Genomic DNA, 15,216 nt, shown 5'->3' on the forward strand with positions numbered 1-15,216 from the left:
CGCCCGCCACAGTCGGGTCTTTCCGAGGTGCCCGGATCAGGACACGCGGCGCAGCAGCGCGGCGAGTGCCTGTCCGCCACCGATGCACATGGTGACGACGCCGAGTTCGAGATCGCGGCGGATCAGGTCCTTGGCGACGCGCAGCGTCAGGATCGCGCCGGTCGCGCCGACCGGGTGGCCCAGGGCGATCGCACCGCCGTAGGGGTTGGTCTTCTCCGGGTCGAGCTTGGCGTCGCGCGCCACCGCGAGGGCCTGCGAGGCGAATGCCTCGTTGAGCTCGACGGTGTCGATGTCGGCCGGCGTCAGGCCGTTCTGCTCGAACAGCTTCACCAGCGCGAGGGTCGGGGCGTAGCCCATCAGCTCGGGCTCCATCGCCGCGGTGACCACCGACTCGAGTACGACGGAGGCACCGAGGCCGCGTTCGCGGGCGACCGACTCGCGGGCCAGGACGAGCGCAGCAGCGCCGTCGTTGATGCCGGAGGCGTTACCGGCGGTGACGGTCCCGTCCTTGATGAACGCCGAACGCAGCTTGCCGAGCACCTCGAGGGTGGTGTCGGGCTTGGGGTGCTCGTCCTCGGTGACGGTGACAGGCTTGCGGCCACCGATCTCGACCGGGGTGATCTCCTCGGCGAAGGCGGCCTTCGCGGCGTCGGTGGCGGCGCGGCGCTGCGATTCGAGGGCGAACTCGTCCTGCTGCTCGCGGCTGACGCCGTACTCGCGGGCGACGTTCTCGGCCGTGACACCCATGTGCTGTCCGCTGAACGGGTCGGTGAGCATGCCGACGGTGCCGTCGACGAGCTCGCGGTTGCCGAGCTTGTAGCCGTTGCGGGCACCGAAGTCGTAGAACGGCATGCGCGACATGCTCTCGTCGCCACCTGCGACGGTGATCTCCGCGGCACCCCACCGGATCTCCTGGGCCGCGGACCACACGGCCTGCAGACCCGAGCCGCACAGGCGGTTGACGGTCAGGGCCGGGGTGGAGACGGGAAGTCCGGCGGCGAGGGTGACACGACGGGCGTTGTAGGCGTCGGCACCGACCTGACCGATGCAGCCCATGACGACCTCGTCGATGTCCTCACCTGCGACACCCGAGCGCTGCAGCGCCTCGCGTACGGCGGTGGCGCCGAGTTCGTGCGCGGGTACGTCCTTGAGTGCGCCGCCGAAGCTGCCGACGGGGGTGCGTGCGCCGTCGACGATGACGATGCGTTCCGGAGCGGTCATTTCTCGTCCAATCTGGTCGAACACCTGGGGTCCACGCGCCGGCACCGCCGAGCGCACGGATCTTCGGGAAGGCGTCCTCCCGAAGCGTCTGACTCGATGCTACGGCACCGAGTGCCGCAATCGCGAAGGTCCGAACACGCGTTGCAGGAACGGGAACGGAAACGCCATTCTACAATACTGACTACATCATTTTCACTCGTCGTCGGCGGTGAACGGAGGACCCTCCGCGAGACGTTCCGCAGCGGCCGGTGTGCCCAGTTCACGGCGGTGGCGAGGGTGCTCCACATAGAACTCGAGGAAGCGGTACAACTGCACGGGATCGACGGCCAGATGCCGTGAGTCCACCTCGATCCGGGGTTCGGGCGGCAGGCGCTCGAAGAGGAACACCCGACTCGTGCGTCGACGCGCCCACGCCGCCGACCCGTGCCCCTCGATCCAGATCTCCGGGAACCCCCGGTCGACCGCACGGAGACCCCGCACCGAGACCCACGGCAGGTAGGACTCCACGAACCAGCCGCGCAACCTGATCCCGTCCGGTCCGAGAACGAGCGAACCGGCCCGGATGCGCCCGAGTGCCACCTCCACGAGGAAGGCCAGGCACACCCCGGCGACGAACGCCAGCACCAGCGCCACGAGGGGTAGCCCCTCGTTCCCGACCACGATCTCCACGGCGGCGCCGAGCGAGAGGAACGTCCCGCACAGCACCATCGCGAGCAGCAGACCGAAGACGGGACGGCGGCCCCCGATCTCGGTACCGCCGCGACCGGCCGTCTCGACGTACCGGACCCGCGGTGTGCGGCTCGGTGGTGACGACGGCGGTCGCCGACCCCCGGATCCGGCAGGCCACCAGAAGGTGGCTCCGAAGGCCGCCGTCAGCAGCATCAGCAGCGCCAGGATCGAATAGAAGCGGTCGGCACCCACCGAATCGGTGCTCCACGCCCCCGCTCCGCGGGCCGCGGCGAAGACCGCCACGAGCACCGCCGCGCCGGCCGCTGCGTACACGTGCAGATTGCGCGTGCCGTGCTGCCATTCGCTCGGCGGTTCGGTATCGGACGTCGCATCGGTGTCGGACGTCGGTTCGGTCTCGGAAGTCGGTTCGGTGTCGGTAGTCGCATCGGTGTCGGAAGTCGCAGCCTCCGTGCCGCGCCCACCCCACGGGACAACAGGTCGTCGCATCGGTCTCCCCTCCCGGTGTACCGAGGAGCCCCGACGTCCTCGGCCCTGCCGGTCGGCCGGAACGCTACCTCGAGCGGCGGACCCGATGCGGACCCTTCGGGCGCGATGTCACCGACGGGCACACGAGTTGGCACCGGTCGGTGTGACAATTAACATACCCCTCGGTCATCAGAGTGTTGAACCAGGTCACGGCCGTTTCTGAAGGGACAGGACGCGCATGGGAGAGTCTCGCGAGAATTTTTCCCTACGTGTCGGTAACACCTATAGGCGTGAGCACGACACAATCTGTGACGATTCAGACGAGACCGGAGGAGTCTGCATGACTGTCCAGCTTGATTCGCCTGGCATCGCGTCCGTCGGCGAAGCTTCGTCGGCCGAGGCAGAGCTCGGGGAGCTGTTCGAGCAGATCAAGGAGCTCGACGCTCAGCTGCTCGCGGTGATCAAGCGGCGTTCGGAGCTCGTTCAGCGCGCCGGAGCATCCGCGAAGGGCACCGACGCGAGCCGCGAAGCACAGGCCGAGGAAATGGCCGTCCTGGGACGCTTCGCCGAACTCGGCACCGACGGCAGCACGCTCGCGATGACGCTGCTGCGCCTCGGCCGCACCCGCAAGGCCTGAGACCTACAACCGACGGCCCCCGCACCACACGGTGCGGGGGCCGTCGCAGTACCCGGAGCCGTCCACCGATTCGCATCATGCCGGTCGCAAACGTGGCCGCCCGCTCCCCTGTCGGCATACCGTCGGGACATCCCCGAAGAACGGACAGGAGCAGCATGGATCTCGGACTCACCGCGAAGAGGGCCATCGTCACCGGCGGTAGCCGCGGCATCGGCTACGCCATCGCGCGGGCACTGGCCACCGAAGGCGCCGATGTGGTGATCGCGGCCCGTACCGCGGCCGATCTCGACATCGCAGCGAAGACCCTCTCGGAGGAGACCGGGCGACGAATCGTTCCCGTGCCCACCGACACCGGCGACCAGGCCTCGGTCGACACGCTGGTCGCGCGGGCCGTCGCCGAACTCGGCGGGGTCGACATCCTCGTCAACTCCGCCGCCACTCCCTGGAGCGCCAACAAGCCGACGGACTTCGCCGCGACCACCGACGACGTCGTGCGCAACGAGGTCGAGATCAAGGTCCTCGGCTGCCTGCGCACCGCACGCGCCGTCGCTCCCTATCTGATCGAACAGGGCTGGGGCCGGATCATCAACATCAGCGGCCTCGGTGCGCGCAGCGCGAACTCCATCGCCCAGACGGTCCGGAACGTCAGCGTTGCGGCTGTGACGAAGAACCTCGCCGACGAACTCGGCCCTCACGGCATCAACGTCACCGTGGTGCACCCCGGCCGGACCCGCACCGAGCGGCTGGCGGCACGCCTGGCCGAGGAGTCGGCCGAGACCGGCACGCCGGTAGCTGAACTCGAACAGCAGATCGCGAAGAACTCCGTGAACCGCCTCATCGACGCGAGCGAGGTCGCCGACGTCGTCGCGTTCCTCGCGAGCCCGCGCAGCATCGGCATCACCGGCGACGCGATCGCTGTGGGCGGTGGCGTGCCCGGCGCGGTCTACTACTGACCGGTCCGACGAAACGATGCGGCACCGTCAGCGCAGGATCGTCTTGATCTCCAGGAACTCCTCGAGCCCGAAAACGCCGGCCTCGCGTCCGATACCCGACTGCTTGTAACCACCGAAGGGTGCGTCGGTGTTGAATGCGCCGCCGTTGATGTAGACCTGACCGGTGCGCATACGGCGGGCCACCGCCTCCGCTCGCGCCGGGTCGGCCGACCAGACCCCGCCGGACAGGCCGTACTCGCTGTCGTTGGCGATGCGCACCGCGTCGTCCTCGTCCTGGTATCCGATGATCGACAGCACCGGCCCGAAGATCTCCTCGCGGGCGATCGTCATCTCCGGCGCGACGTTCGTGAACACGGTAGGGCCGACGAAGTAGCCGGTGGTGAACTCGGTTTCGCGTCCGTCGAGCACCAGTTCGGCACCCTCCTCGACGCCCTTGTCGATGTACGCCTTCACGCGTGCCTGCTGCGTTCCGCTGACGAGCGGGCCGAGCTTCGACGACGGATCGTCGGGCAGCCCGACCGTGTAGGCCCGCGCGACCTGCTCGGCGATGGCGGTGGCCTCCTGCAGACGGTCGGCGGGGACGAGCATGCGGGTCAGTGCGGTGCAGGTCTGGCCGGAGTTGAGGAAGCACTTGCCGACACCCTCGGTGACGGCCGCGGTGAGGTCGGCGTCGTCGAGGATGATGTTGGCCGACTTGCCGCCGAGTTCGAGCGCGACCTTCTTCACCGTCTCCGCGGCAACGACCGAGACGCGCTTGCCGGCACGCGTCGAGCCCGTGAACGACACCATGTCGATGTCGGGGTGCGCAGCGATGGCCTCGCCGACGACCGGCCCGTAACCGCTGACGAGGTTGAACACGCCCGGCGGCAGGCCGGCCTCGTCGACGATGTCGACGAGCGCATAGGTCACCAGCGGCGCGACCTCGGTGGGCTTGAGCACCACGGTGCATCCGGCGGCGAGCGCGGCGAACACCTTCAGCACCACCTGGTGCAGCGGGTAGTTCCACGGGGTGATCGCCCCGACGACCCCGATGGGTTCGCGCACGACCAGGGCGTTGCCGATCTCCTGGTCGTCGAAGTCGTACGTTCCGGCCAGCGACGCATAGCCGGCGATGTTCTTCAGCGGCATACCGACCTGGATGGCACGCGCGAAGTGGGCGGGCATCCCCATGTCCTGGGAGACGACCCTCGTGAGCTCGTCGGCGCGCTCGTTCGCCAGCGAGGAGACCTTCTCCAAGTAGGCGGCACGTGACGCGCCACTGAGCGCGGCCCAGGCCGGGAAGGCGGCCTTCGCCGCGGCGACGGCCCGATCGACATCGGAGGCGACACCCTCGGCGACCACCGCGACGACCTCTTCGGTCGCCGGATTCACGACCTCGATGCGGCCGCTGCCGTCGGAGTCCACCCACTGCCCGTCGATGTAGATCTTCGTGCGGTCGAGAATGTCGGTCATATCGCTCTCCCCTGCTCGTAGGCCGGCCTGTCGACGCCGTTGGGCGCGAGCGTAGCGAAGACCCCTCCCGCAATACAGCGTTTACTCCCGGCGGGTTGTGATGTATCCCGCCGTCATCGGAGTTAACACGTGCGCTACACTGGCCATTGCTGCTCGCGCGCTCCACCGTCGCAACGCACGGCGCATTCGGACAAAGACGTCTGCATTCACACACATCGTCTCCGGCACACGTCTATGCACCTCAGGAGCTGCGCCTTCCCACGCGTTCCCTCTCCTTCGCATCGTCACTGCCGGTCGACGCCGAATTCGATGCACCGAGGAGGACGTCCGTGACGCACGCCAGTGACACCGGCCTGTACGACAGCACGCTGGACAAGAGCAGTTGTGGTGTCGGTTTCATCACCCGCAAGGACGGCGTACAGACCCACGACGTGCTCACCCGCGGCCACGAAGCCCTGTGCGTCGTGCCGCACCGCGGTGGCATGTCCGCAGAGGGTGTCGGCGACGGAGCCGGCATCAACGTGGACCTGTCGGTCGCCTTCTTCTCCGAGATCACCGGAAAGCCCCTGCAGGAAGGGAACTTCGGTGTCGGAAACTTCTTCCTCCCCACCGATCCCGCGGCGCATGCCGATGCCGAGGAACTCGTCTCGTCGGCACTCGCCGGAGCCGGGGTCACCGTGCTCACGGTGCGCGACGTTCCCGTCGACGACAGCGTGTTACGTCCTGCCGCAACGAAATACCAGCTGCCGATCCGGCAGTGGATCTTCACCCGGCCCGACGCGTGCGAGACAGTCGACGAGTTCGACCGGCTGCTGCACGACGTGCTCCTCGAGGTCGAGGCCCGCGCCTACACCGAGCCGGAACTGGGCGGGCTGTACCCGCTCTCGCTCAGTGCGCGCACGCAGGTTCTCAAGAACCGCTTGAACTCTCACGAGGTCATCCCGTACTTCCGCGATCTCACCGATCCGCGGCACGCGGTGCACACCCTGTTCTTCCACACCCGGTTCTCGACGAACACCGATCCGCATCCGACGATGGCGCAGCCGTTCCGCCTCATGGCGCACAACGGCGAACTGAACACCGATCGCAAGAACCGGCTGTTCGAGGGCGCCCTCGCCCGCGCGATGGGCCGCGACATCATCCGCCCGCCGGGACAGTCCGACAGCTGCCGCTTCGATCAGACCCTGGCCTCGCGCATCGCCCACAACGACCTCGACCTCGTCACCGCCGTCGTGCAGATGATGCCGCCGGCCTGGGAGAACGACACCGAGCTGTCGCCGCAGGTCCGCGCGATGCTCGAGTTCTTCTCGCTGTACGAGGAGAAGAACGACGGTCCCGCCGCGCTGATCTTCGGCAACGGCACCGTCGTCGGCGCGCGCCTCGACCGCCTCGGCCTGCGCCCGCTGCGCACCGTGGAGACCGAGGAGTACCTCGCCGTCACCTCCGAGGCCGGTCAGTTCGATTTCGCGCCCGAGACCGTGCTGCGTCGCGGCCGCATCGAGGCCGGCGGCATGCTGTACTTCGATCACCGCACGCGCCGCTCCTACGGAACCGTCGAGGCACTCGAACTTCTTGCTGCCCGGCAGGATTACGCGTCGCTCGTCGACGAGGCCCGCCGCGATCTCGACGCCCTGCCCGAGGTTCCCGCCGAGAAGGCCGGTTCCCCGCTGCGCTACAACGGCGATCTCGGCCGCTACCAGCGCTACGTGTCCTACAGCATCAACCAGGAGTCCTTCCGGTTCATGCTCGACCCGATGCTCGCCTCGGGTCAGGAACGCATCTCCGCGATGGGTTACGGCAACGCCATCAACGCGCTGTCGGATCAGGAAGGCGGTGTGGCCAAGTACTTCTCGCAGCGCTTCGCCCAGGTCACCAACCCGTCGCTGGACTCGATCCGCGAGGCGGACGGCATGACCCTGCGCGTCGCGCTCGGTGCCCGTCCCGGTAGCGGTGCTCCCGCCTCGTCCGCGACCCAGATCGTGGTGCCCACCCCGATCCTCACGCACCTCGACATGCTGCGTATCCGCGAGCAGTCCGACACCCCGGTGCGGCGATTCGAGATGCTGTACTCCCCCGTCTTCGACGACGCGAAGGCGAACGCGGCCGCGCTCGCCGCCGCGATCGACGGTACGGCCGAGGCCATTGCCGATTTCGCTCGCGAATCCGGTGGCATCGCCGTGCTCACCGACCGGCACGTCTCTACCGACCGCGCCGGACTGCCGATGGTGCTCACCGTCGCCGCGGTCAACCAGCGCCTGATCGACGAGGGACTGCGTCTGCGCGTGTCCGTCATCGTCGAGTCCGGACAGTTGTTCTCGTCGCATCACATCGCCGCGACCCTCGGCTTCGGTGCCGCTGCGGTGTATCCGCTCACGGTGCAGATGCGCGCCGAGGAGAAGTTCGGCGACGACGCCGACGCCGCGTTCCTGAAGTTCCGCAAGGCCGCCGAGAAGTCGCTCATGAAGACGATGGGACGCGTCGGCCTGTGCACCGTCGAGTCGTACATCGGCGGTGAGTTCTTCGAGCCGAGCTATCTCGACACGAGCGACGAGGTGCTCGCGCGCTGGTTCCCGAACGTCAAGTCCCCGGTCGGCGGTGTCGGTTTCACCACCCTCGCGCAGGCCGTCGCCGACTGGCACCGTCGCGCCCTCACAGTCGAGACCGAGAAGGACGTCCCACTGCTGGGTCTGTTCAAGGAGCGCGCCGAGGGCGCCGGTCACTCGTTCGGCACGACCGCCGTACGCGGCTTCGTGGACATGACCGAGGAACCGTCCACCCTGCCCGTCGAGAAGGAGGCCGAGCCGGATCTGACCGACGCACTGCGTCTGCTGCCGCTGCACCGCCTCTCCGACGCGCACGGTCTCGACGACGCGTCGTACCGCTACGGCGGTTTCCGTGCCCTGACACCCGCCGAGATCGATGCCTTCGAGATCACCCCGGGTTACCGCGCGTTCGCTCGCACGATGGCCGACGAGCGCGCGCAACGTCCCGCGGCGCTGCGCGACGTGCTGGCCTTGCCCGCCGACGTCACTTTCGCCGTCACCGCCGAGGATTTCACCAAGGAGATGGGCCGCTTCGCACGGTTCGGCAACAACTCGATGCTCGTGCGCGGAATCTCCGCCGCGCGGGTCGGCGAGAGCGAGTTCGTCCTGCGTCTGACCGGTCCGCTCGCCGACGACCACCGTCGCCCCGATGCGCTCGCGGCCTCGCTCGTCGCCCGCTTCGGCGACGGCATCGTCTCGCACCGCTGCTACGGCGACACCCTGACCGTGCACGCGATCGGTGATGCCGCGCGCTATCTCGAGCAGGTCCGTCAGGCCCCGCTGAGCGTGCGACTCGACCGGGTGCAGCCGCCGCACGAGATCACCCCGGCGCTCGCGTCGGGCGCGATGAGCCACGGCGCGCTCAACTCCAACGCCCACGAAGCTGTCGCCCACGGCACCAACATGGTCGGCGGCATGTCGAACTGCGGTGAAGGTGGCGAGCACATCTCCCGCTACGGCACCATCCGCGGCTCGCGCATCAAGCAGTTCGCGTCCGGACGCTTCGGTGTATGGGCCGGTTACCTCGCCGATCCGATGCTCGAGGAGATCGAGATCAAGATCGCGCAGGGCGCCAAGCCCGGCGAGGGCGGCCAGCTGCCCGCCAAGAAGGTCACGGTGGAGATCGCCGCGGCACGTGGTGCGACCCCGGGCGTCGAGCTGGTCTCGCCGCCGCCGCACCACGACACCTACTCGATCGAGGACCTCGCCCAGCTCATCCACGACGCCAAGGCGGCGCGGGTGCGGGTGATCGTCAAGCTCGTCTCCTCGGAGGGCATCGGCACGATCGCTGTGGGTGTCGCCAAGGCGGGCGCCGACGTCATCAACGTCGCCGGCAACACCGGCGGCACGGGCGCCGCCTCGGTGACCTCGCTGAAGTACGCGGGCCGGTCCGCGGAGATCGGTGTGGCCGAGGTCCATCAGGCCCTCACGGCCAACGGTCTGCGCGACAAGGTCGTGCTGCGGTGCTCGGGTGCGCACCAGACGGCGTCGGACGTCATCGTCTCCGCCTTGCTCGGCGCCGACAGCTTCGAGTTCGGCACCACGGCGCTGATGATGCTCGGTTGCGTCATGGCGAAGAACTGCAACGTCAAGTGCCCGGCAGGTCTGACCACGAATCCCGAAGTGTTCAACGGTGATCCGCGGGCGATGGCCCAGTACCTGCTCAACGTCGCGCACGAGACCCGCGAGCTGCTCGCCCGCCTGGGTCTGCGGTCGCTGCGCGACGCGCGCGGCCGCGCCGACCTGCTGCACCTGCTCGACCACCCGTCGAGCGTGGGCCGGCTGGATCTGCGGGCGATGCTCGCGGTGCTGCCCGAGGTGCACATCGACAACCCGGTGTACATGGAGAAGGACTACTCGCTCGACGAGGCGTGGGTGGCCCGGCTGCGCGAGGCCCTCGTCGATGGGATGGAGCTCACCGTCGCGCTCGGCGACGGTGTGCAGCTGACGAACAACAACAAGAGCGTCGGTGCGCAGCTCGCGATCGACATCGAGCGCATGCTCAACCACGAGGATCTCGGCGTCCTGCCGGCCGTGTTCGACGACGAGCGCGGACGCCGCTGGTTGCGCGACGGCACCGTCACCATCACTACTTCCGGTTCGGCGGGCCTGTCCTTCGGGGCGTTCTGCAACGACGGCATGCACATCGAGCACACCGGTACCGCCAACGACGGCGTCGGCAAGGGCCAGTGCGGTGGGCAGATCGTGCTGCGTTCACCGGGTGGCGGCAGCGACGATCGCGGTGGCAATGTGCTCATCGGCAACTTCGCGCTCTTCGGTGCGACCGGTGGTCGCCTGTTCGTCGAGGGCGAGGCCGGCGACCGCTTCGCGGTGCGCAACTCCGGTGCCACCGCCGTCGTCGAGGGTGTCGGCGAGTTCGCCTGCGAGTACATGACCAACGGCGCGGTGCTCAACATCGGCGAGTTCGGCAAGGGCTTCGGCAACGGCATGTCGGGCGGGTTCGTCTACCAGTACGACCCCGAGGGCCTGCTCCCCCGCAAGGCCAGCGCCGACTCGATCGTCCTCGGGTCGATCACCGGCGACGACCCGCAGGCCGCGATCCACAACGCCGCGGTGCTGCAGCTGCTGCACCTGCACGTCGAGGCGACCGGCTCGGTGAAGGCCCGCTTCCTGATCGACAACTGGCAGGTCGAGCAGCACCGGTTCGCGTACGGCATGCCGCGCGCGCTGCTGCAGTACCAGGACCTCGACGAGATCCTCGCCGCAGCGTCGCGCAAGGACCTCGCTGCCGAGGTCGCCACGGCGCTGGTCGCGCACCAGGTGCGCAAGTTCAAGGAGAACTACCGCTCGGGTGTTCCCGTCGCCGGTGGTGTCACCCCGGACGCGACCGACACCGAGGCCATGTACGCGCTGCTCAACAACTACACGGTGCTCGCCGCCGCGCAGGAGATGGCGCTGCAGAAGGTCCCCGGCGCCACCGACGTGTCGGATCCGGCGGTACAGAAGGCCGCACGCAATCTGCTGCTCACCGAGGACTTCTTCCTCGTCGCGAAGCTCGAGCGCTACGCCCTCGCGGCGATCGCCGATCACACCGACGAGCAGCTCGCAGCGCTGGTCGCCGACAAGCGCCTCAACGACTACAAGCAGGCCCTGGCCCTGCGCAACGTCCGCTCGGTCGATGCGCCCGGTACCTACGGCTGGATCCTCTTGCAGAGCCGCAAGAATCTCGACGCCGCAGGTCGCCTGCCCGGTTACGAGGAACTGTTCGCACGCAACGCCGTCCCGAACGTCCTCACCTCCACGATGGGAGTCTCCGCGTGACCACCACCGGCCCGTTCATTCCCCTCGACGCTCCGTTCACCGCCGATCAGCGGTCGTGGCTCTCCGGCTTCGTCGCCGGGATGCAGACCCGCCTGTTCTCCGGTGGTTCCGCCGACGATGCCGGGACCGCCGGCTCGGCACCCGCTCTGCACGTGCTCTACGGCTCGCAGACCGGCAATGCCGAAGCCGTCGCCGAGGACGCCGCCGTCGCGGCCCGCGCCCAGGGCTTCGCGCCGGTCGTGTGCGCTCTCGACGACATGGACCTCGACCGGTTCGCCGGTCTGGGTCAGATCCTGATCGTCACGTCCACCTACGGCGACGGCGAGATGCCCGACAACGCCGAGCTGTTCTGGGAGGCACTGTCGGCCGAGAGCGCCCCGCGTCTCGACGGCATGAACTTCGCGGTGCTCGCTCTCGGCGACACCGGTTACGACGGGTTCTGCCAGGCGGGCAAGCTCATCGACATGCGGCTCGAGCAGCTCGGTGCGCAGCGCATCGTGCCGCGGGTGGACTGCGACGTCGAGTTCGAGGAGCTCGCCGCGACGTGGATCGCGGAGACGCTGCCGCTCGTCGCGGCCGTCGAGGGCATCGTGGGCGACGGTGCTCCCGCCCCCGCGGCACCGGCGGCACCGGCCCGGGCGAAGTCGCAGTGGACCCGCAAGAATCCCTATCCGGCGGTGCTGACGTCGAACGTGCTGCTGTCCGGGGAGGACTCGGCCAAGGAGATCCGGCACTACGAGTTCGCGCTCGCCGATTCCGGTCTCGAATACGAAGCGGGCGACGCGCTGAACGTGGTGCCCGTCAACGACACCGAACTCGTGCACGCGATCCTCGGTCGACTCGGTCTCGACGGCGCGAGCGTCCCCGAGGGTCACGACGACACGCTCGAGCATCTGCTCACCTACGACTACGAGATCACCGCTCCGTCCGTCGATCTCCTCGAGGAGATCGAGAAGCACACGGGCAACGAGGAACTCACCTATGTGCTGCGGCACGGCGACAAGGCCGCGCTCGACGAATGGTTGTGGGGCCGCGACATTCTCGACGTGCTCCTGCTCGATCCCGCCCCCGAGTTGTCGGCCGAGCAGTTCCTGGCGCTGCTGCGCCCGCTGCAGCACCGGGCGTACTCGATCTCGTCGAGTCCGAACGCGTGCGACGGTTCGGTGCACCTGACGGTCGCGGCGGTGCGCTACGGCACCGACGGCCGCGAGCGTCGCGGCGTGTGCTCGACCTTCCTCGCAGATCGTGTCGGTGAGAGCAGGGTGGGCATCTTCGTGTCGAAGAACAAGGCCTTCCGCGTCCCCGCCGACGACACCGCACCGATGATCATGGTCGGTCCGGGCACCGGCATCGCGCCCTTCCGCGGTTTCCTGCAGGAACGTCGCGCACGGGGTGCGACGGGGAAGAACTGGCTGTTCTTCGGCGACCAGAAGCGCGGCTGCGACTACATCTACGAGAACGAGTTGGCCGAGTTCGTCGACTCGGGCGTGCTCACGCGCCTGGACCTGGCGTTCTCCCGCGATCAGGCCGAGACGATCTACGTGCAGACCCGCATGAAGGAGCACGGTGCGGAGCTGTTCGCGTGGCTCGAGGAGGGCGGACACTTCTACATCTGCGGCGACGCGTCGCGGATGGCGAAGGACGTCGACCGTGCGCTGCACGAGATCGTCGCCGAGCACGGCGGCATGAGCGACGAGCAGGCCGCCGAGTACGTCACCACCCTCAAGCGCGAGAAGCGGTACGTGCGCGACGTGTACTGAGCAGGCCGGGGTACGCATCAGCACCTCGAGGCTCGCAACATCATCGGTCACCGGTGGCGTTGCGAGCCTCGAGCGCGTGTTGCGAACCTCCCCGGAGGGACGATCGGAATGCCCTAGACTGTGCTGCAGGTCACACGAGGGAGTAGCTCGATGCCCGATCGCTCCGCAGCACGCAGCCGGCAGGCACCGACCGCCGACAGTCCCGACCGGATCCGCAACGTTGCCCTGGTGGGGTGCAGCGGCTCCGGGAAAACCACCCTCACCGAGTCCCTCGCCGTCGCAGCGGGCGCCGTCGGGCGCGCCGGGCGCGTGGCCGAGGGCACCACGGTGTCCGACTACGAGGAGATCGAGCAGCGCCACCGCCGGTCGGTGCAGCTGTCCGTCGTGCCCCTCGAATGGAACGACATCAAGATCAACCTGATCGACACACCGGGACATCCCGACTTCGACGCCGAGGTCCGCGCCGGTCTCCACGCCGCCGACGCGGCGATCTTCGTCGTCTCCGCCACCGATCCCATCAGCGCCGCGACCCGCGCGCTCTGGCGCGAATGCGACGACGAGGCGATCCCCCGCGCGATCGTGGTGAACAAACTCGACGTCGCCCGGCACAGCTTCGACGACATGCTCACCGACTGCCACGACGCCTTCGGTCTGGGACCGGACACCCTCCGGGCCATGTTCTATCCCGTCTACGACGGCGACCGCCCGATCGGGTCGATGGGTCTGCTGACGGGCCGCAGCTACGGCGAACCCGGTCCGTGCCCGGTGTCCACCGAGGCGCGCGAGAGTCTCGTGGAGGCCATCTCCGGCCAGGACGACACACTCATGGAGCGGTTCATCGCCGGCGAGCAACTCGACACGGCCTCCCTGCAGGAAGGACTCACCCGCGAGATCCTGGCGTGCACCCTGCACCCGGCCGTCCCCGCCGACGAGACGGGGATCGGCGCCGTCGAATTGCTCGAGTTGATCACCACCGGTTTCCCGGCACCGACGCAGCGCGGTCGTGGTGCACCGCCGTGCGATCCGGGCGGTCCGCTCGCCGCGCAGGTCGTGCGCGTGGCCGGCGACTCCTATGTCGGGCGGATCAGCCTGGTGCGCGTCTACTCCGGCACGCTGCGACCCGACACGATCGTCGCGCTGGCCGACGGCGACCGCGACAGCCGCGAACGCATTCCCGCCCTGACGAGCCCGTTCGGCAAGCAACAGCGCCCGGTCGGCGAGGCCGTGGCGGGAGACATCGCCTCCGTCGGGAAGCTCGCGACGGCACAACCCGGCGACGTCCTGTACGACCCCGACCATCCGGTCCCGCTCGACCGGTGGCCGACCCCGACTCCCCTGCTCCCCGTCGCGATCGAGGCACACACCCGCACCGACGACGACAAGCTGTCCCAGGCCCTGTCGCGCCTCGCCTCCGAGGATCCCGCGCTGCGCGTCGAGCAGAATCCCGAGACCCATCAGCTCGCGCTGTGGTGCACGGGTGAGGCGCACGCCGAACTGGTCCTCGAACGGTTGCGCACCCGGCACGGTGTCCAGGTCGACACGGTCGAGCATCGGGTGCCGCTGAAGGAGACCTTCGCCGGCCCCGCGAAAGGCCACGGCAGACTCGTCAAACAGTCCGGCGGGCACGGCCAGTACGCGGTCGTCGACGTCGAGGTCGAACCACTTCCGGTGGGCAGCGGGGTCGTCTTCGCCGAGAAGGTGGTGGGCGGTGCGGTTCCGCGCCAGTTCATCCCGTCCGTGGAGAAGGGCGTGTACGCGCAGGCCGAGAAGGGCGTGACGACGGGATATCCGCTCGTCGACGTGCAGGTCACCCTGGTCGACGGCAAGGCCCACTCGGTGGATTCGTCCGATGCTGCATTCCAGGCGGCAGCCGGGCTGGCCCTGCGGGATGCGGCCGCGCACAGCACCGTTCGCGTACTCGAACCGGTCGCCGCCGTGCGGGTGATCGTGCCCGAGGAGTATCTCGGCGCGGTCCTCGGCGATCTGTCGGCCCGGCGCGGACGGGTGCTCGGCACCGAATCCCCCGAGCCGGGTGTCGCCCTGCTGCGCGCGGAGGTTCCCGAACTCGAACTCGGCCGCTATCCGGTCGAATTGCGGGCGATCACGCAAGGCACCGCCGATTTCGCCCGCCAGTATCTGCGGCACGAACCGATGCCCGAGAACCTCGCGGCCCGATACGGCGAGTCGGACTGACCACTGCAACGGACGGGCAG

At 68.7% G+C, this 15,216-nt stretch carries 8 protein-coding genes; 5 read left to right on the top strand and 3 right to left on the bottom strand.

Going from position 1 to position 15,216, the window contains the following annotated elements; translation table 11 throughout:
* Window positions 1-36: 36 nt before the first annotated feature.
* Together ACNJ7K_RS01075 and ACNJ7K_RS01080 are read right to left on the bottom strand one after the other, a co-directional pair.
* Complete coding sequence (locus ACNJ7K_RS01075; protein ID WP_120282060.1) at window positions 37-1,221, bottom strand: thiolase family protein; 1,185 nt, start codon at window positions 1,219-1,221, stop codon at window positions 37-39.
* Between the two features lie 192 nt (window positions 1,222-1,413).
* Complete coding sequence (locus tag ACNJ7K_RS01080; RefSeq protein WP_487041032.1) at window positions 1,414-2,397, bottom strand: hypothetical protein; 984 nt, start codon at window positions 2,395-2,397, stop codon at window positions 1,414-1,416.
* Window positions 2,398-2,716: 319 nt separating this feature from the next.
* Between ACNJ7K_RS01080 and ACNJ7K_RS01085 the strand changes: the two genes are divergently transcribed.
* The gene (locus ACNJ7K_RS01085; protein ID WP_085469565.1) at window positions 2,717-3,013 is read left to right on the top strand and encodes a chorismate mutase; all 297 of its coding nucleotides are present in this window, start codon (window positions 2,717-2,719) and stop codon (window positions 3,011-3,013) included.
* A gap of 155 nt (window positions 3,014-3,168) precedes the next feature.
* A complete protein-coding gene (locus ACNJ7K_RS01090; RefSeq protein WP_487041033.1) occupies window positions 3,169-3,966 on the top strand; it encodes an SDR family NAD(P)-dependent oxidoreductase in 798 nt (265 codons plus the stop codon).
* Between the two features lie 27 nt (window positions 3,967-3,993).
* Here the strand turns inward: ACNJ7K_RS01090 and ACNJ7K_RS01095 are convergent, their stop codons facing one another.
* Entirely contained in the window at window positions 3,994-5,418 is a 1,425-nt protein-coding gene (locus ACNJ7K_RS01095; RefSeq protein ID WP_159418737.1) for an aldehyde dehydrogenase family protein, read from the bottom strand.
* Between the two features lie 329 nt (window positions 5,419-5,747).
* Between ACNJ7K_RS01095 and ACNJ7K_RS01100 the strand changes: the two genes are divergently transcribed.
* The 3 genes from ACNJ7K_RS01100 (at window position 5,748) to ACNJ7K_RS01110 (ending at window position 15,196) form a co-directional block, all read left to right on the top strand.
* Window positions 5,748-11,243 (top strand): glutamate synthase-related protein, encoded by a 5,496-nt coding sequence (locus ACNJ7K_RS01100; RefSeq protein WP_487041034.1) that lies wholly within the window; start codon window positions 5,748-5,750, stop codon window positions 11,241-11,243.
* Complete coding sequence (locus ACNJ7K_RS01105) at window positions 11,240-13,003, top strand: sulfite reductase subunit alpha (RefSeq protein WP_487041035.1); 1,764 nt, start codon at window positions 11,240-11,242, stop codon at window positions 13,001-13,003. Before ACNJ7K_RS01100 ends, ACNJ7K_RS01105 begins: the two co-directional genes overlap by 4 nt.
* A gap of 150 nt (window positions 13,004-13,153) precedes the next feature.
* Window positions 13,154-15,196, top strand: coding sequence for an elongation factor G-like protein EF-G2 (locus ACNJ7K_RS01110; RefSeq protein WP_487041036.1), 2,043 nt, complete (start codon window positions 13,154-13,156; stop codon window positions 15,194-15,196).
* The last annotated feature ends 20 nt before the right edge of the window (window positions 15,197-15,216 follow it).

The organism is Rhodococcus shunpengi (assembly GCF_048381395.1).
Lineage (GTDB): Bacteria > Actinomycetota > Actinomycetes > Mycobacteriales > Mycobacteriaceae > Rhodococcus.